The sequence below is a fragment of the Flavobacterium sp. LM5 genome, assembly GCF_002017945.1.
GTDB classification, from domain to species: Bacteria; Bacteroidota; Bacteroidia; order Flavobacteriales; family Flavobacteriaceae; genus Flavobacterium; species Flavobacterium succinicans.
In genome coordinates this window covers 315,985-335,389 of the sequence record NZ_MUFX01000004.1, presented here as the reverse complement: position 1 = coordinate 335,389, position 19,405 = coordinate 315,985, and the positions used below count along the sequence as shown (strand labels likewise).

General features: G+C 32.8%; 15 protein-coding genes. 6 read left to right on the top strand and 9 right to left on the bottom strand.

What is annotated here, in order from left to right; genetic code table 11:
* Nucleotides 1–3: 3 nt before the first annotated feature.
* From BXU11_RS13665 to tsaD, 7 genes are all read right to left on the bottom strand, one after another.
* Nucleotides 4–1,176: an SAM-dependent methyltransferase gene (locus BXU11_RS13665; protein WP_078212917.1), complete on the bottom strand. Its 1,173-nt coding sequence runs from the start codon at nt 1,174–1,176 to the stop codon at nt 4–6.
* A 2-nt stretch (nt 1,177–1,178) separates the two neighbouring features.
* The gene (locus tag BXU11_RS13660) at nt 1,179–2,270 is read right to left on the bottom strand and encodes an AI-2E family transporter (RefSeq protein WP_078212916.1); all 1,092 of its coding nucleotides are present in this window, start codon (nt 2,268–2,270) and stop codon (nt 1,179–1,181) included.
* Between the two features lie 80 nt (nt 2,271–2,350).
* Nucleotides 2,351–3,307, bottom strand: a complete 957-nt coding sequence (locus tag BXU11_RS13655; protein ID WP_078212915.1) for a zinc metalloprotease — start codon at nt 3,305–3,307, stop codon at nt 2,351–2,353.
* 121 nt (nt 3,308–3,428) lie between these two features.
* A complete protein-coding gene (locus tag BXU11_RS13650; RefSeq protein ID WP_078212914.1) occupies nt 3,429–3,947 on the bottom strand; it encodes a TrmH family RNA methyltransferase in 519 nt (172 codons plus the stop codon).
* A gap of 11 nt (nt 3,948–3,958) precedes the next feature.
* Nucleotides 3,959–4,600 (bottom strand): DUF4159 domain-containing protein, encoded by a 642-nt coding sequence (locus BXU11_RS13645; protein ID WP_078212913.1) that lies wholly within the window; start codon nt 4,598–4,600, stop codon nt 3,959–3,961.
* Between the two features lie 30 nt (nt 4,601–4,630).
* Nucleotides 4,631–5,335 (bottom strand): 16S rRNA (uracil(1498)-N(3))-methyltransferase, encoded by a 705-nt coding sequence (locus tag BXU11_RS13640; protein WP_078212912.1) that lies wholly within the window; start codon nt 5,333–5,335, stop codon nt 4,631–4,633.
* Between the two features lies 1 nt (nt 5,336).
* Nucleotides 5,337–6,359 (bottom strand): tRNA (adenosine(37)-N6)-threonylcarbamoyltransferase complex transferase subunit TsaD, encoded by a 1,023-nt coding sequence (tsaD, locus tag BXU11_RS13635; RefSeq protein WP_078212911.1) that lies wholly within the window; start codon nt 6,357–6,359, stop codon nt 5,337–5,339.
* Nucleotides 6,360–6,590: 231 nt separating this feature from the next.
* Here tsaD and BXU11_RS13630 point away from each other — a divergent pair, with 231 nt between their 5' ends.
* From BXU11_RS13630 to BXU11_RS13610, 5 genes are all read left to right on the top strand, one after another.
* Entirely contained in the window at nt 6,591–11,045 is a 4,455-nt protein-coding gene (locus BXU11_RS13630; RefSeq protein ID WP_078212910.1) for a translocation/assembly module TamB domain-containing protein, read from the top strand.
* A gap of 602 nt (nt 11,046–11,647) precedes the next feature.
* Nucleotides 11,648–12,634 (top strand): 6-phosphofructokinase, encoded by a 987-nt coding sequence (gene pfkA, locus BXU11_RS13625; protein WP_024981855.1) that lies wholly within the window; start codon nt 11,648–11,650, stop codon nt 12,632–12,634.
* Nucleotides 12,635–12,681: 47 nt separating this feature from the next.
* On the top strand, nt 12,682–13,686 hold the full coding sequence (gap, locus tag BXU11_RS13620; RefSeq protein ID WP_024981854.1) for a type I glyceraldehyde-3-phosphate dehydrogenase: 1,005 nt from the start codon (nt 12,682–12,684) through the stop codon (nt 13,684–13,686).
* A gap of 123 nt (nt 13,687–13,809) precedes the next feature.
* Nucleotides 13,810–14,661 carry an N-acetylglucosamine kinase gene (locus BXU11_RS13615; RefSeq protein ID WP_024981853.1) on the top strand — a complete coding sequence of 284 codons (852 nt, stop codon included), beginning with the start codon at nt 13,810–13,812 and terminating at the stop codon, nt 14,659–14,661.
* A 2-nt stretch (nt 14,662–14,663) separates the two neighbouring features.
* The gene (locus tag BXU11_RS13610) at nt 14,664–15,038 is read left to right on the top strand and encodes a methylglyoxal synthase (RefSeq protein ID WP_024981852.1); all 375 of its coding nucleotides are present in this window, start codon (nt 14,664–14,666) and stop codon (nt 15,036–15,038) included.
* On the opposite strand, the gene BXU11_RS13605 is transcribed toward BXU11_RS13610, so the two are convergent.
* Nucleotides 15,019–15,399, bottom strand: a complete 381-nt coding sequence (locus tag BXU11_RS13605; protein WP_078212909.1) for a Rid family detoxifying hydrolase — start codon at nt 15,397–15,399, stop codon at nt 15,019–15,021. The two genes, BXU11_RS13610 and BXU11_RS13605, sit on opposite strands and share 20 nt — an antisense overlap.
* Before the next feature lie 21 nt (nt 15,400–15,420).
* Nucleotides 15,421–18,108 (bottom strand): putative LPS assembly protein LptD, encoded by a 2,688-nt coding sequence (locus BXU11_RS13600; protein WP_078212908.1) that lies wholly within the window; start codon nt 18,106–18,108, stop codon nt 15,421–15,423.
* Nucleotides 18,109–18,240: 132 nt separating this feature from the next.
* Between BXU11_RS13600 and BXU11_RS13595 the strand changes: the two genes are divergently transcribed.
* The gene (locus tag BXU11_RS13595; protein ID WP_078212907.1) at nt 18,241–19,383 is read left to right on the top strand and encodes an N-acetylmuramoyl-L-alanine amidase; all 1,143 of its coding nucleotides are present in this window, start codon (nt 18,241–18,243) and stop codon (nt 19,381–19,383) included.
* Nucleotides 19,384–19,405: the final 22 nt, after the last annotated feature.

The following is a 19,405-nucleotide window of genomic DNA, read 5'->3' as shown; positions in this document are numbered from 1 at the left end:
GTTTTAAATTTTGTCGCAAATTAAGACTATTTTATTATTATTCATATCGGTTGTAAAAAAACAATAGGTTGCTCCACCTTCCTTTATTTTCCATTTTTTTCTAATGTTTTCTACACTTTCTGGGAAATTTCGTGTGGTGACGTTGGCTTTATGATTGGTGAGCTCTTTTTTTAATGCTAACTTATTGTAAGGTAGGGTTTTGATAATTTTAAAACTGCGTCCTGGAAAATCAATTAGTGTAGAGTTAGTGTATAAATGAGAATTAGGATGTAATTTGTTAATTTTAAATATAGCACTTATGGCATCAAAACCACCAGATTTCATGATTGCACTATTGGGTTCATACAAATAGCTTTCGGGTGCGCCATAACTCGCAAAGCTTGTTGTTGTGGGTACATCAAAAACTTCTGTTTTGTTTTTAGTTATATTTACTGTTTTTAGTACTGTTGGTCTAACATAATCTTTATGCAATTCCCATAACAACTCTTTTACTTCATTGTTTAGGGCGACAATATGGATGGTTTTAACATGTTTTAATTCAGCTAAACCGGCTGTTATGTCAAGTAATGGAGCGGTTTTAATTAAAATCGATTTTGATTTTGTAAAGTAAAAATCTAAATTACTTGGAACATTAGGAAGGCAATCTTTTAGCATAAAGACTTTGCCTTTCTGATCGTTTCTTCGAGAGGGATCAATGTAAATCCAGTCCCAAATGGTAGTGGATTGAAGTAGAAATTCCTGACTATCTCCCGAGATACATTCAATGTTTGTAGCATGTAATTGTTTGAAATTGTGTGCGGTGAGTTGAGAAAGAGAAGTGTTTATTTCACAATGGACTACTTTTTGAAATCTCTTTGAAAAATAATAATCGTCAACACCTAAACCGCCTGTTAAATCAATTAAGTTGGTGCCAGAGATTAACTTTGATTTGTACAAAGCAGTGCTTTCTGAAGAGGTTTGTTCTATAGAAATCTTAGGTGGATATAGAATGTTTTCGGTGCTAAACCAGCTTGGTAATTTGTCTTTTGCTTTCGATTTACTCTCTATTTGACTCAAAATTTCAATCCAATCTACTGTTGTAAAAGGATTTCTTTGTAACGCTAACTGCGTAATGTTGAGATGTAAATTTTCGTTTATGAAGTGTTGAATTTCGCTATTTAATACATTTAAATTCAAGGCTAAATATCTTTGGTTAACAATTGAATGACTTTGTTTTCTGGAAAAAATACTTTTCCGATTACTTTTAGGATGGTGTACAAAGGTACGGCAATTACCATTCCTAAAATTCCAAATAAAAACCCTGCAATTAAGATGACTAAGAAAATTTCCAGCGGATGGGAACTTACACTTTTAGAGAAAATTATGGGTTGTGAGAGATTATTGTCGATGATTTGAACAATCCAAAATCCAATTAAAACATAGATAGTAGCTGGAATAATTTCGGTTTGAAAATTACCTCCTAAGTGACTAATCATAGTTAAAAGGGCAGCCAAAACGGAGGCTATTAGTGGGCCGATGTAGGGGATTATATTTAGCACAGCACACAAGAAAGCAATAATTATGGCATTAGGAATTCCAAAAATCAATAATACTATCAAGTACAAGACAAAAACGATTGATAATTGAACAAGGAGTCCAATAAAATATCGGGAGAGTAAATGGTTGATTTTATGTAACGAATCTAAAATTTGCTCCTCATGACTATCCGGTATAAGTTTTTTAGCGCCTATGATAAAATAAACACGATCTTTAAGAAAGAAAAAAGTGATAAACAGTACAGAGGCCAATCCCATACCAAAACTGCTAATTGTACCTAAAAAAGTATTTAGAAAATTAGGAATAACACTAAAGTTTACTTTGGAAGAGAAATTTTTGAAGTCAAATATTTTTTTCAAATTGATATGATGACTTTCTAAAAATTGATTGATTTGTTGAAATAGTGCTATGGCATTTTTTTCGATTTCTGCAGTATTTAGTAAGGAAAGATTTTGACCTTGCGCTGCAATTAGCGGAACGAAAAGAATTATAAGTCCAAAAATAATAGCCACAAAAATACCTATTGTGAACAAAGTAGCTAAAGTATGTGAAAATTTCAATCGTTTCTTGAAAAAATCTAAAAACGGATTACCGATTAAGGTTAGTATCAAGGATACTATCAGATATATTAACACAGATTGAATTTGATATAATAAGTAAATTCCAACCACTGTGGCTAAAATAATTACAATTGCTCTTAAAATACCGTTTGCAATCAATTTGGAGGTCATCATATTTTAATTGTTTGGGGTAAAAATATAAAAAAAACTCGCTTTAAGTAGCGAGTTTTAAGATAAATAAGTTGAAGTTGTTTTTAGATTCCAAACCCAGCTCTTGCACCACCGCTAATAAATAGTGCGGACATTCTAGATTTTTGACCATTGGTAAACATATACATTCCTCTATCATCAGTATAATCCATATAGTTCATTGTCATTTCAACCGGTGTGCCAGTACATGTGCTTAAATGTGGATAAGTAGGTACGCCATAATTAGGAGCATTATGTGTAGGGGTGTCAGCAACTAAATCACTTCCGCAAGTTGCATCACCCCAAATATGTCTTAAATTCATCCAATGTCCTACTTCATGACTAGCCGTTCTTCCTAGGTTATAGGGATAACTTGCCCCTGAGTTACTTGTAACTCCAATATATTTTGAATCGATTACCACTCCATCTGTAGCAGCTGCTCCACCAGGAAATTGAGCATAACCTAAAATACCTCCGCCAATGGTACAAGCCCATAAGTTTAAAGTATTAGATGGAGAAGTTGGTGCTATACCACCTTGATTTGTTTTTTTCATGGCATCTCTGGTTCCCCAAGATGTTTTTGTGGTTGATTTACGATTGATTTTGACAAGTTCAAATCTAATGTCAACATTGGCAGCTACACCAGCAAATAGAGCTGGAGTACTTGAGAAATCAGTGTTTGTGGCGGTGAAATCTTTATTTAAAACATCAATTTGAGATTGAATTAATGCGTCTGATATATTTTCAGCTGCTGTACGATACAATACATTTACAACAACAGGAATTACGACCTTTCCGTTAACTAATTTTCCGGTAAGTCTTGCTTTTTGAGTAAATTCTTCAATTTGGTTTACGCGGAGCGCTAAACTGGGATCTGCAGCTAATTGTGCTTGAAAGACTTCATTGGTTGCACATCCTCTTTTAGTGACAGCTTGACTTTCTGCGCTTGTGTTAATTGTTTCTTCGTTCTGACATGAAAACAGCATGATCATGATACCAGCACTTGCTAAAATTTTTTTCATAAATTGGGATTTAAATTGTTATAAATAGTGTTAATTTGGTTAATAGTTTAACAATTTTATAACATAATTTTTAAATAGCCAATTTTTTATTCTTAAAATTGTTTTTTCAAGATGTTAAAAATCAAATATTTATATTGTTTTTTAAATACTTTGTAACCTCGTAAAGCGCAATTCCAGTGGCTTGAACTACATTCATACTGCTATTTTTCCCAAACATTTCAATATGAGCAATTTGATGGGAATAATTCAAAAAATATTCAGAAATTCCTTCAATTTCATTTCCTATTAGCAAGGCGATTTTTTTATTTTGAGGTATGGTAATGGTTTCCAAAGGAATACTTGTAGTGGTGATTTCCAAGGCTATAATTTCAAAGTCATTTTCAATTAAATAGGCAAGTACATCCTCTTTAGTATCATATAATTCATAAGAAACATGTAAATGTGTGCTTCTAGATGTTTTATTTATTTTTCTTGGATTCATTTGATTTCCAATTCCTAAAAAAATAATTTTTTCCACTCCAAATGCTTCGCTTATTCGAAAAATGGAACCAATATTAGGTTGAAAAACAAGAGAATCACAAACAAGTACGATTGGAAATTGTTGGTCTTGAAAAGGAACCGATTCATGTGCTAATTGCATGAAAAACAGTATTAATTATTAAAAATATAATGAATGATGTTCGCACCCATTTGTAAAGCTTTTTGTCGAATTTCGATTGGGTCGTTGTTTACCTCTGCATCTTCCCAACCATCACCTAAATCAGTTTCATAGGTGTAGAGTAGTGCTAAACGATTGTGTATAAAAACCCCAAAGGCTTGTGGTCTTTTTGCATCATGTTCATGTATTTTGGGTAAACCGTTGGGGAAAGCATAGGGTTTTTGAAAAATAAGATGATTTGATGGTATCTCAATTAGTTCATGATTTGGAGCTATTTTTTTTATTTCTTTTCGAACAAATTGATCCATTCCGTAATTATCATCAATATGTAAGAAGCCACCACCTTCAAGGTATTGTTTTAAGTTTGCAGCATCGGAAGCATTAAAAAGGACATTGCCATGTCCAGTCATATGAATGTAAGGATAGGAAAAAAGGTCTGGATTACTAGGTTCAACAGTTGCTGGCTTAGCTTTGATTCGGGTGTTGATGTTGGCATTGCAGAAACGGATCAAATTGGGTAACGAAGTTGGGTTTGCGTACCAATCGCCACCACCATTGTATTTTAAAAGTGCAATTTCTTGTGCCTTACTACTAAAGAAGGTAAATAAAAGTAGGAGTATCAGACTTCTTTTCATTTGATGGATGTTAAGGGCTAAAAAATTGAGCTATTCGTTAAAGAAAACAACACTATGACAAGCCACAACTGCTGCGGTTTCAGTTCTTAGGCGAGTGTTGCCAAGTGTTACCGGAATATAATTATTGGCGATTGCTAAATCAATTTCTTTTTCGGAGAAATCACCTTCAGGGCCGATTAAAATTGTCGTTTTTTGGTTGGGCTGTAAAATGGACTTTAAGGATTTTTTTTCGGTTTCTTCACAATGAGCGATTAATAAAACACCTTCATATTGTTGTTTGAAAAAGTCTTTGTATGAAATGGCATCATTTATTTTAGGTAAATACAATTGATTGCATTGTTTCATGGCAGTCAAAATAATTTTTTCAAATCGTTCTTTGTTGATGATTTTTCGCTCGGATCGGTCACAAATAATAGGAGTTATTTCTTGAATACCAATTTCAGTTGCTTTTTCTAAAAACCATTCAAAGCGATCGTTCATTTTAGTGGGCGCTACCGCTATATGTACCGGGTGGGCAGAAGGAGATATTTTTTCGTAAGACAGAATAGTTACAGCACACTTACTGTCTGATGCCAAGGTTACGGCCGTTTTGAATAAATAACCTAAGCCATTGGTAACAAATAGTATGTCGCCGTCTTTTTTTCGTAATACCTTGACAATATGCTTGCTTTCTTCTTTGTCAAAAATAAAAGAAGTCGAAGTTTCGTTAATTGAAGGGTTGTAAAATAATTGCATATTAAAATAAGATTCTTGCTTTTGAAACCACTGAGGATGATTCAAATTGTTGCGTTAAAAATTTTTGATATCCCACAATTCCAATCATAGCAGCATTGTCTGTAGTGTATTCGAATTTTGGAATAAATGTTTTCCATCCGTATTTTTTTTCTGCTTCTTTCAAAGTAGTTCTAATTCCGGAATTGGCTGAAACGCCTCCACCTATTGCAATTTGTTTGATTCCTGTTTCTTTTACTGCCATTTTTAGTTTATCCATCAAAATTGCAATGATGGTATGTTGAATCGAAGCACAGATGTCATTTTTATTTAGTTCAATAAAATCAGAATTTTCTTTTACATTTTTTTGAATAAAATATAAAATAGCAGTTTTTAACCCAGAGAAACTAAAATCTAAACCAGGTACCTTCGGTTTAGTAAATACATAAGCTTTTGGATTTCCTGTTTGAGCCAATTTATCTACTAAGGGGCCGCCAGGATAAGGCAATCCAAGTATTTTGGCACTTTTGTCAAAAGCTTCACCAACAGCATCATCAGTGGTTTCGCCAATTATAGTCATATCAAAAAAGCCATCTACCCTTACAATTTGGGTATGACCTCCACTTATGGTTAGTGCCAAAAAAGGAAATTCAGGCTTGTCATATCCTTCTTCGTCAATAAAGTGAGCAAGAATGTGCGCGTGCATGTGATTTACAGCAATTAAAGGAATTTGTAGTGCGGCAGCCAAAGACTTTGCAAACGAGCTACCCACCAACAACGAACCCATCAATCCTGGACCTTGAGTGAAGGCAATTGTTGAAAGTTGTTCTTTTGTTATTCCTGCTTTTTTAAGGGCTGCATCAATAACAGGAACGATGTTCTGCTGGTGTGCTCTAGAAGCAAGCTCAGGCACTACACCGCCGTATTGGTTGTGAATTAGTTGGTTAGCAACTACGTTAGATAGCACTTTATCGTTGAGTAAAACCGCAGCTGCCGTGTCATCGCAAGAGCTTTCTATCGCAAGGATATAGCTATTTTTATTTTCCATAAAAATGGTGACGAATTTTAAATTTAATTTGAAAAATGGTTGTAAAAATCTTTATTTTTACGGCTTGGTCAAAATTAGCTATTTTTTATGAAATGGCAGCCTAAGTCATTAGAATTATAGCCGTAATGAGTAATACGTTGCTCCTCTTTTGTGTGTTTTATATGTGTTACAACCGATTATTTAATTAGAACTACTATCAAAACAATTAAAAAAATACTATTTCGTGTCGTCATGGCATTCCTACTGCTACTTTTGTTGGTTGGGATTTCTTTGGCAATACCAGCTGTTCAAACAAGGTTAGCCAAAGCCCTAATGGAGGAAATTAATACTTCTTACGGGACTTCAATCGTGGTGGATCAAGTAGCAATTTCAATTTTTGGAGGGGTAAAACTTAAGAAGGTGTTGATTACTGATCACCATAAAGACACCTTAATATATGCCAATCGGATCAAGACGGATATTATTGGGATAAAAAAAATTGTAGAGGGCGATTTGATTTTTAATGGAATTAAATTAGACGGCTTATTGTTTAATTTAAAGACCTATAAAAAAGAAAAGTTGACCAATCTTGATGTTTTTATTGAAGCGTTTGAAACTGGAAAACCTTCCACCAAACCTTTTTTAATGACCGCTAGAGAGGCATTTATTTCCAATGGACATTTTATTTTAACAGATGAAAATCGGGTTGTGCCCAAAGATGTCTATTTTACAAAATTGTATGCTCAGATCAGCGATTTTAAAATTCTAGGTCCTGAAGTACAAACCAACATCAATCATCTTTCTTTTAAAGATCATCGTGGTATTTTTGTGAAAAAATTAAGTGGAAAATTTAATTACAACAAAAAACAAATCCGGATTCGAAACTTAGATCTTACTACCAAAGCATCTAAGTTGAAAGGAGAGGTAACATTGAACTATAAAATTGAAGACTTTGCCGATTTTAACAATAAAGTTAAGTTTGATATTAAACTAAAATCAGCTAAAATCGGATCCAATGATATTCGTTGTTTTTATAATGAATTAGGACGCAATCTCTATTTTACCGCTCGTTCTAGAGTACAAGGCACTTTAAATAATTTATGGCTTTCAGATCTTTTGTTGTTCGATAATCAGGGTTCTAAGATTGTTGGTACTTTGAATTTTCAAAATCTTTTTCCTTCAAAATCTCAAGCTTTTTTTATGAAGGGAAATTTTAAATCTCTGTCTTCAAGCTATGAAAACTTGGTGCGTATTTTACCCAATGTTTTAGGTAAAAGCCTGCCAGAAGTTTTAAAGAAAATGGGAGAGGTAAATTTGGTAGGAACTACAGAATTAACTACAGAAAACATTATAGCCAATTTCAAAATGAATTCGGCACTTGGAGCTGTGGCCTCAGACTTAGTGATTTTGAATATGAATCAATCTGATAAAGCTAAGTATAAAGGAACGATTGATTTAGTAGATTTTGATTTAGGTGGTCTTTTGGATCAAAAACAGCTAGGGAAAACCAGCGCGAATTTGGGTGTTGATGGACTAGGTTTTACGGAGAAAAGTTTAAATACTAGCGTTAAAGGGGGTGTTTCATCCATTACTTTTAATAATTATACTTATACCAATTTAGTTCTTGATGGTAGATTTACCATGCCTTTATATAAGGGTAAAGTTACTATCAATGATCCTAATTTAGATATGAATTTTGAGGGATTGGTTGATTTGAGTGGAAAACAAAATAAGTATGATTTTGAAATCGCCATCGGTAAAGCTCATTTATATCAACTTCATTTTGATTCTGAAAAGATTTCTAATTTCAAAGGAGATATAAAAGTAGCATGTGTTGGTAATTCAATTGATAACATGTATGGCGATGTTTATGTGAAAAATGTACAGTATCAAAATACGAAAAACAGCTATTCTTTTGGTGATATTCATGTTTCTTCTTTCTTTGATGATAAAAATAGTAGAACCGTTACCTTAGAATCCAATGACGTGGGTGAAGGACAAGTGGTTGGGAAATACAAATTTGCTCAATTAGGAGCTTTGGTTCAAAACTCGTTGGGAAGTCTTTATGGTAATTATAAACCAATTAAAGTAGCCAAAGGTCAATATTTAAAGTTTGATTTTTCTATTTATGATAAAATTGTTGAAGCACTTTATCCAGAAATCACAGTAGGTACAGATTCAAAAATTAAAGGGATTATTGATTCTGATCACAACTTATTTAAAATGAATTTTGCGTCCAATAGTATCACCGCATCAGGTACAACTTTAGACAATGTGAGGCTTGTGGTGGACAACAAAAACCCTTTGTTTAATACTTTTGTTGAATTGGATAGCATAAAAACAAGTGTATATAAAATCAGTGATTTTAGCTTGATTAATGTAACAAGTAAGGATTCTTTAAAAATCAGAAGCGAATTCAAAGGAGGTAATAAAGGAGAGGATGTTTACAATTTAAATCTTTTTCACACTATAGATAAAAATAAAAATAACGTAATTGGTTTTTCAAAATCTGATATAAAATTTAAAAACTTCTTTTGGAATATTAATGCCAATGAAACTCAAAGTAATCAGATCGTTTTTGATAAAACTTTACAAAATTTCGCCATCAATGATATTGTTTTAACACATGAGGATCAAGAAATTGATTTGAGTGGTTTGATTAAGGGTAAGAATTACAAAGATTTACATTTGAACTTTAAAAATGTTGATTTGAGAAAAATTACTCCTTACGATGAGAAATTCGAGTTCAATGGAAATATAAGCGGTCAAGTCAATTTTGAGCAAGAAGGCTTGGTGTATAAACCTACGGCAGCCGTGTTTGTGGATCGTTTAAAAGTGAACAATGTATTTTTTGGTAATCTTTCTCTAGATATTACTGGTGATCAATCTTTTAAAAAGTTTGAAATGCAATCGCATCTTGAAAATGATAATTTTGAATCCTTTAGTGCTGCCGGTTACTTTGAAGTTGTGAACAATGAAACGGTGTTGGACTTTGATGTTAAGTTGGATAAATTTAATCTCTCATTTTTAACGCCAGTAGCAGGTGGAATTTTGAAGAACATCAGAGGTTTAGTTTCAGGTAATACCAAAATACAAGGAACGACCTCCAAGCCTGATATCAATGGCAGATTGTACCTTGAAGGGGCAGGGATAAATATTCCCTATCTAAATGTGGATTATGAATTAAATGATAAGACTGTTGTTGATCTTTCAAATGAGAAATTTTTATTTCGAAACAATGGAATTTTTGATACTAAGTTTAAAACGCAAGGAATTTTAAATGGAGTGGTAGAGCACAATCAATTTTCAGATTGGAAATTAGATTTAAAAATAGATTCGAAACGATTTTTGGCGCTTGACACCAAAGACAGTGATGATGCCGCTTATTTTGGAACTGCATTTATTGATGGCACTGCACTTGTAAAAGGGCCTGCTGATGGGCTTTTTATTAAAGTTGTGGCTAAATCAGAGAAAGGAACTTCTGTTAAAATACCTATAAACAATGCCGAGAGTATTAGTGAAAATGGTTTTATACATTTTATCACAGCAAAAGAAAAAAACAACTCGAAGTTTGGTGTAATTGAAAAAATAAGAGATTATAACGGATTGGAACTTGAATTTGATTTTGATGTTAATCCAAATGCTGAAGTAGAAGTTATTTTAGATAGAAATACAGGTCATGGAATGAAAGGAAAAGGTTTTGGATCTTTGCTTTTCAAAATTAATACCTTAGGAAAGTTTAATATGTGGGGGGATTTTCAGGCTTACGAAGGAACGTATAATTTTAAATATGGAGGTTTAATAGATAAGAAGTTTGCCGTAAAAAAAGGAGGATCTATAATTTGGGAAGGTAACCCATTAAAAGCTCAATTGAACTTAGAAGCCGTTTATAAGACTTCTGCTAATCCATCAGTATTACTTGAAAATTCATCTTTAAATACCAAAGTACCCGTAGAAGTTGTCGTTGGAATTCGAGGTGATTTAGCTCGTCCAGAGCCTGATTTTAATATTTTATTTCCAACGGTAAGTTCTGTTTTGGGCTCTGAAATTCAATATAAATTAAATGATAAGGATACTAGATACACTCAAGCTCTTTATTTGCTGTCATCAGGTAGTTTCCTAAGTCCTGAAGGGATTAGTCAGTCTGATTTTTCTTCGAGTTTATTCGAAACGGCTTCGGGACTTTTGGGTGATATTATTCAATCAGACGATGATAAGTTAAAAATTGGTGTAAATGTAATTACAGCAGATCGAAGAGTGGGTCGAGAAACTGATGGTCGATTTGTAGCAACGGTATCTTCACAATTAAACGAAAGAATTACAATTAATGGAAAAGTAGGAGTTCCTTTTGGTGGTGTTAACGAATCAGCAATTGTGGGAGATGTGGAAATATTATATAGAGTAAATGATGCCGGAAATTTTAATCTTAGATTGTTTAATAAAGAAAATGACATCAATTATATTGGTCAAGGAATTGGATATACACAAGGAGTGGGTATTTCTTATGATGTTGATTTTGATAGTTTCAAAGAATTTGTGACGCTAATTTTTAAAAAACATAAATTGACTATCACTACAAAATCTTCTGAGATCATTAATGATTCAAGTTTGCCTCCAGATTATATCAATTTTAATAAATCAAAAAAGCAAGCACAAGAAAAGCCCAAAAACAATAATGAGGGCACTCTTCCCGAAGAAGAATATTAGGTGTTAGAATAGTATAGTTACAAAACCCGTTGCTACTGAGCCAACGGGTTTTTTTTTGCTATTTTTTTTGTAAAGATTTTCGTTTTCTAAGTAGTGAAGAATTATTGTTGCTTGTGTGTTTATGTTTTTCCTTTAGTAAACACTGAATAATCGAAATACAGGTGTGTTTTATTTTAACTTCACCTATTTTATTATTTTATCATCAATAAATTCCATTTTAATGCTTTATCACAAGTTATTAAAAAGTTAATTTGATGACAGTAGAAGTAGTATTGTTTGTTTTTCTTTATAAATTTATAGAGAAAGAATGCTATTTAAACCAAAATATACCCCTTTTAGCGACATATTATTTGTCTACATAATTTTTGAAATGTGCTTGATTTTTCTTTTATTTTTTTTTAATTGAACCACAATTGAAAATTATTGATTTGTCAAAAAATGAATAGTAAAATAAATTAAGTGCAAAATTAACTTGCATTTATTGTAAAAAAGGAGAACTTATCAACGAAAACGTTTGAATTTATATCAAAATATTAAAAATATAATAAGAAATTATTAAAAGTAACCAATGTTCATTAAATTTACATATAAATATATAGAAAATGTCAAAAACAATAAAAAAAATAGGAGTACTAACATCGGGAGGTGATTCCCCAGGGATGAATGCAGCGATTCGTTCAGTAGTTCGAACTTGTGCGTTTCATAACATTGGTTGTGTAGGTATTTATAGAGGGTACCAAGGTATGATTGAAGGAGACTTCAAAGAATTGGGACCAAGAAGTGTGAATAACATTATAAATAAAGGTGGGACCTTTTTAAAATCAGCAAGATCACAGGAATTTAGAACGCCTGAAGGACGTAAAAAAGCTTATGATAACTTGGTTAAAGAAGGAGTAGAAGCCTTAATAGTAATTGGAGGAGATGGATCATTTACAGGTGGATTGCTCTTCAATACAGAATTTGGGTTTCCAGTAATTGGTATTCCAGGAACGATTGATAACGATATTTATGGTACTAGTCATACGCTAGGATATGATACCGCTTTAAATACTGTGGTGGATGTTATTGATAAAATTAGAGATACAGCGAGTTCTCATAACCGTTTGTTTTTAATTGAAGTTATGGGACGAGATGCTGGTCATATAGCTTTAAATGCAGGAATTGGTGCTGGTGCAGAAGAAATATTAATTCCAGAAGAAGATCTTGGCTTGGAACGTTTGTTAGAGTCATTAAAAAAGAGTAAAACCACCGGGAAAACATCTAGTATTGTGGTAATCGCTGAAGGAGATAAAACAGGTAAAAATGTTTTTGAACTTAAAGATTATGTAGAATCGAATTTTCCAGAATATGACGTTCGCGTTTCAGTACTAGGACACATGCAACGTGGTGGAGCACCTTCTTGTTTTGATCGTGTATTAGCAAGTAGGCTTGGGGTTAAAGCTGTTGAATCCATTCTTGAAGGTAAATCCAATTTGATGGTAGGTTTGCTAAACAACAAAGTAGAATTGACTCCATTAGAGCAAGCTATAAAAGGACACACTGAAATTGATAGAGAATTGCTTCGCGTTTCAGATATCATGTCGATTTAATAAAAATATAAACTGTAGAAAAAAAAATTAATTTAAATTTAGTAAACATGTCAAAAGTAAAATTAGGAATAAACGGGTTTGGGCGAATTGGAAGAATTGTTTTTAGAGAGTCTTTCAATAGAGATAATGTTGAAGTTGTTGCAATCAATGACTTGTTAGATGTAGATCATTTGGCTTATTTGTTAAAATATGATTCAGTTCACGGTCGTTTTGACGGAACTGTTGAAGTAAAAGAAGGAAAATTATTTGTTAACGGTAGAAACATCCGTATTACTGCTGAAAGAAATCCTGCAGACTTAAAATGGAATGAAGTAGATGTTGATGTAGTTGCTGAATGTACTGGTATTTTTACAACTATCGAAACTGCAAACGAGCACATTAAAGGTGGAGCTAAAAAAGTAATCATTTCTGCACCATCTGCTGATGCACCAATGTTTGTAATGGGCGTAAACCATACAGAAGCAAAAGCTTCAGATGTAATTGTTTCTAATGCTTCTTGTACTACAAACTGTTTAGCTCCATTAGCTAAAGTAATCAATGATAATTTTGGAATTGTAGAAGCGTTAATGACTACAGTTCACGCTACAACGTCAACACAAATGACTGCTGATGGTCCTTCTAGAAAAGACTGGAGAGGTGGACGTGCAGCTGCTATCAATATCATCCCTTCTTCAACTGGAGCAGCTAAAGCTGTAGGGAAAGTAATTCCTGCTTTGAATGGAAAATTAACTGGTATGGCTTTCCGTGTACCAACTGCTGACGTTTCTGTTGTAGATTTAACTGTAAAAGTAGCTAAAGAAACTTCTTATGAAGAAATTATGGCAGCGTTGAAAACAGCTTCAGAAACAACTATGAAAGGTGTTCTTGGATTTACTGAAGATGCAGTAGTTTCTCAAGATTTTATTTCTGATAAAAGAACTTCTATCATTGATGCAGGTGCTGGAATTGGATTAAATTCAACTTTCTTCAAATTAGTTTCTTGGTATGATAATGAATATGGCTATTCAAGCAAATTGATTGATTTATCTGTTCATATTTCAGGTTTAAAATAAAAATTAAGAAAAAAAGCTTTCGGAAATCATCGATTCTCGAAAGTTTTTCTATTTTTACAAAACACACAAGTCCAAAAAAGCTTGTGTGTTTTGCTTCTAAACAAAACTTAAATACAAAATTATATGAAATTAATAGTTGACAGTGGTTCTACGAAAGCCGATTGGATCGCAATTGATGACAAAGGTAAAGTTCTTTTTACCACACAAACCTTGGGATTAAATCCTGAAATTTTAAACGAGAAAGAAATAGTAGATCGTTTGAACGATCGCTTTGATATATTGCAAAATAAAAATGCAGCAACACATTTATTCTTTTACGGTGCCGGTTGTGGTACAATAAGAATGATTCAATTATTGACTCAAGTTTTTCAAGAATATTTTCCAAATGCTATTGTTAGTGTTCAAGAAGATACTTATGCAGCTGTATATGCAACAACTCCTAAAGGGGAGGAAGCAATTGTAAGTATTTTGGGTACAGGTTCAAATTGCAGTTATTTTGATGGTAAAAAATTACATCAAAAAGTACAATCTCTTGGATATATTGTCATGGACGATTGTAGTGGAAATGTTTTTGGTAAAGAGTTAATTAGAAAATACTATTTTAACAAAATGCCTAAAGAACTTGCTGTAGAATTTGAAAAAGACTACAATGTAGATCCTGATTTTATTAAAAATAAATTATACAAAGAGCCTAATCCAAATGCTTATTTAGCTACGTTTGCAAAGTTTTTAATCAAACATAAAGAAAACGAATTTTGTAAAAAAATCATTTACAAAGGGATGAAATCATTTGTGAAAAATTATATTAAACAATATGATAATCACCAAGAAATTCCTGTCCATTTTGTAGGTTCTATCGCTTTTTACTTGAGAGAAGAATTGCAAGTGACTTTTGATAAATATGAATTAAAATTAGGGAACGTTTTACGTAGACCAATCGATGGATTAATCGCGTATCACGTGGCTAATAGTTAATTATGGAAATAGCTATAATTGCGCATGACGGCAAAAAAAAGGATTTAATTGATTTTTTAGTTAAAAACAAAGCTATTCTTGATTCCCAAAACATTAATTTGATTGCAACTGGAACAACAGGAGGGAAAGCAGAAGAAGTAGGATTTAAAGTTCGAAGAATGCTTTCTGGTCCCTTAGGTGGTGATGCACAAATTGCCGGTAGAGTGGGTGAAGGAAAAACCAATATGGTACTCTTTTTTAAAGATCCTTTGTCTAGTCACCCACACGAGGCAGATATTAATATGCTGATACGGGTTTGTGATGTTCATAATGTGCCACTTGCAACTAATGCAGCTACAGCACAATTATTACTCAATGCTATAGCACAGCAATCATAGATATTTCTACATTTACATTTTTTGGCAAACATGCCACTTGAACCGTTTCACGAGCTGGAGCGGTTTTTTCATTTAAGAATGATCCGTACACTTGGTTTATTGCTGCAAAATCATTCATATCCATGATAAAAATACTGGTTTTAACTACGTTTTCAAAGGTCATATTGGCTGCTGCGAGTACAGCTTTTAAATTTAGCATTACTTGTTCTGTCTCTTTTTCGATAGAATCTGTAACGAGTTCGCCACTTGTAGGATCTAGTGCAATTTGTCCAGAAGTATAAAGGGTATTTTCTTTTAAAATGGCTTGACTGTATGGTCCAATCGGAGATGGAGCCTCTGTAGTAAAAATTACTTTTTTCATTCTATTTTATTTATTGTAAGTTTATTGAAGTGCTCTGTCGTTTACTCTTCGTTTATTCCATTTAATATCGCTTAATACGCCAGATTTAATACCAATGAAGAAGTTCCAATTGGAATTGTCACCAAAAGGTGTCCAGTTGAAATCCATTCTCCAGCTCAATAAATCTCTTTCAAAACGAATTTGAGTAAAAGTGATTCCTTTTTGTACAAAATCATAACCTGTTGAGATACCTGCTTTCCATTTTGGGGTTAAATCTGCATTAGCAGAAATCATTATTGAGTTATTGATTATTTTTCGTTCTCTATTATTGTTTCCATAGGTTAAAGAGTAGGCAAAGGTCATATCCCATGGCAAAGCTGATTTAAAAAAGGTGGTGATTACATCTTCTCCATTGGATTCGTCGTCGGAGTCCTCAAATTGGCTTTTACGGTTCAATACATCATTGCTTTTACCAAATAAATCATCTTCTCGTCCACCATTACGTTTTACCTGACTATCATCTTTTTGTTTTTTGTCGAAATCGGTACTTGCTATGGAATAATTTAAAGTCATATTTGCACTAGTCATTCTAAACAAACTTCCTCCATTATTTATGTTATAGATGTTGACACGATTCCCAGAATTGTCAATTGCATAAGGATCTAAAGTGGCTCCAAAGTTAACTTGCATTTTGTCTTTAAAAAGCTGTGTTCCACCACTAACTCTAACTGCTGACCACGCTAAAGTGTTTTTCCCATCTGCATTAAGGTCATAACTAGTTGATAAATTCAAGTTGTTAAGCAACATGATTTTTTTGGGTTCTACTTTTGTACTATCACTATCTGTTACTTTGGCTTCAAAAGTGTTGCTTAAATCAAAACCAATGTTGTTAGAATTGCTCAAACGTGGTACGCCGTAAATACCACCATCAAATCGAGTGTATTGTTTAATCATTTTTCCACTAGCATCTGAGGCGTAAGTGTCATAATATTTCTCAAAACTAGGGGTGTAACCGTAAGAAATAGAAGGGCGCATGACGTGTCTTATGGACTTGATTTTTTTGTCCTCCCCAAAATTAAAAGTTCCGTAAATTGTTGTACCAATACTACTTGATAAAGAATAGGTTCTAAAAGCATCAAAACCATTTACAGTTTCATCTACTACTTTGCTCAAATCTTTGTTATAATATCTTTTTATGGTTTTCAAATACCAAACTTCTTCATAATTTGCAGATGCAGATGCGCTAAAGTGTTTAAAAATTTTAAAGTTGGTGCTAATAGGTATACTATGTTGCATACCAATTTGCGCATCTTTAAACATTTCTGATTTAAAGAATAAAGAATCGTTCGTGACAAAGCTATTTCTACCATTCAAATTGTATTGCAAGTTGATGTTTTTGATGATGCCTTTTTTAAGTCCATCACCTTTTGCAAAAGGAAAAATTCTGTCCACACTTAACTGAAGTGTAGGTAACGTCATATTGATTTCGCTTGTTTGTGTATTTTGTGAATGCGTAGCAGATAATGACATTCGTACTTGTGGTACGGAATTGAAGGTCTTGGAATAAGAAACTGATGAACTTAAGGTATTGTTTAAGTTTGATCCTATGTTTTCAACATTAATCGATTGTTGAAAATATTTACTACTTCCTAAATTCACGGATGCTGAAAAACTCGAATTTGGATTTGATTTAGAATCTTTGGAGTGAGACCATTGAATATTGTAGATGGATTGCTTAGAATAATCTGGATAACCTCGCTCACTATTAATTAAATTTTCAAATCTAAAATTAAAGTTACCTCTATAATTATAGCGTTTGGCATAGCTTGATTCTGCACGCATTCCATAACTACCATTGGTGTAATAATCGCCAAGAACAGTTAAATCATAATGATCACTTAAAGCAAAATAATATCCAAAATTCTGTAATGAAAAACCTCTTGCATTCGAATCATTGTAGCTAGGCAAAATAATCCCCGATACACTAGTTTCTTTACTCATTGGAAAATAAGCAAAAGGCAAGGCTAAAGGGGTAGGTACATCTGCAATTACCATATTGGTTAAACCAGTAATCACTTTTTTACCTGGAATAAATTTGACTTTGTTCGTTTGGAAATAATATTCTGGATTGTCTACATTTTTTGAGGTTGTAAATCGGGCGCCTTTTAAAAAATAAACGGAGTCATTTTCTTTTTTGGTAATCGAAGCTTTGATTTTAAATTCTCCTTGGTCGGACCTTGAATTCCAAATCAAGGCTTTTTTGGTTTTGAAATTAAAACGGATCGAATCAGGTTCTACTACGTTTGCCCCTTGTTTAAATACAGGATATTGAGTGTATTTACCGGTAGAATCTTTAATTCTGCCTGCATAAACTTCTTGTTTCTCGTTGTCCATAACTATGATACCTGACTGTAATTCTATGTCTTGATAATACAATTCACCCTTATCATAAAGCGTGATTAGGTTTTTCTTTTGGTCTCTTTTGACATAGTTTTGAGCCTTGTATCTTACTTTATCTTCTAAAAAAGGTTTTTTAGTTTTTAAAGTATCTTTTTTGATGGTATCAACTTCTGCAATAGACAATGCCTTAACATCTTTTTGCTGTTGTTTTGCAGTTTTTTTTGAAGGAATTGGAGTTGATTTTTTCTTTATATCCTGACAAAAGGCACTATTTGTTCCTGACAAAAGGATAAATGAAATTAAAACGATATTAAATATGTTTGTACGCAAAGGTTTTAATGCTATTTTTGTAAAAATGATGTATCAAATTTTGAAACATCAAACTTACATATATTTTTTTGCAAAAATAATCAATTAACAATATTATAGCTGTAGTCCCTTAATAAAATTAATTTTAAAATTATGAATACCAAGATTTTTATAAAAGTAATGTTTAGTGCAACCTTTCTTTTTCTTTCATTATTTTCTTATAGTCAGGTAGATGTGTTTAAAGTTGCTTTGGATGCTGGTCATGGTGGACATGATACAGGAGCTAAATACAATGGGAGAGTTGAAAAAGATGTGGCTCTGGCAGTTGTTCTTAAAGTAGGAAAAATACTTGAAGAAACTAAGCAAATAGAAGTTATTTATACTCGAAAAACGGATGTTTTTATCGAATTAAACGAACGTGCAAATATCGCAAATAAAGCTAAAGCCTCAATATTTGTTTCAATACACTGCAATGCAAACAAAAATACAGCTGCCGATGGTACCGAAACCTATGTGATGGGGGTTACAAAATCAGCTTCTAACTTAGATGTTGCACGAAAAGAAAATGCTGTAATTACGCTTGAAAAAGATTATAAGCAAAAGTATGAAGGATACGATCCCAATTCGCCAGAGTCTTTAATTGGTATGACTTTGATGCAAGAAGAATATTTGGAAAACAGCATTTCTTTAGCCTCAAATGTTGAAAATGAATTTGATAAATTAGGAAAAAAAATAAGAGGTGGTGGGGTAAAACAAGCTGGTTTTTTGGTGTTGCATCGAGCGTATATGCCTAGAGTATTGATTGAAATGGGGTTCATCTCTAATCCTGCAGAAGGTGCGATCTTAGTTTCTGAAAGCGGTCAAAATGATTTGGCTCAGGCTATTGCAAAAGCCATTATTGCATATAAAAACGATTTTTATGGAACTGCAATTTTTGATAACAACAGTAATCCAACAAATGTATCGGTAGCCAAAGAAGCAACCCCAGTTGTGGATGTACCTGTCATTAAAGAGGAAGCTAAACCGATAAGTAATCCTGTAAAGGGTACTGTTTTTAAAGTGCAATTATCAGCTAGTTATATGAATTTAGAATTGCATCCTAAAAATTTTAAAGGACTCACCGGTGTTACCATGGAAAAAGAAGATAATTTATTCAAATATTATTTCGGTGAAACTGCTGATTATTCAATAGCCAAAGAGCATTTGAAATCAGCTAAATCTAGCGGTTTTGAAACAGCTTTTCTTACCGCTTTCAAAGATGGAAAGAAAATAAGTATACAAGAAGCTATTAAATAAGCAGACTAGTTAATTTTTTTAT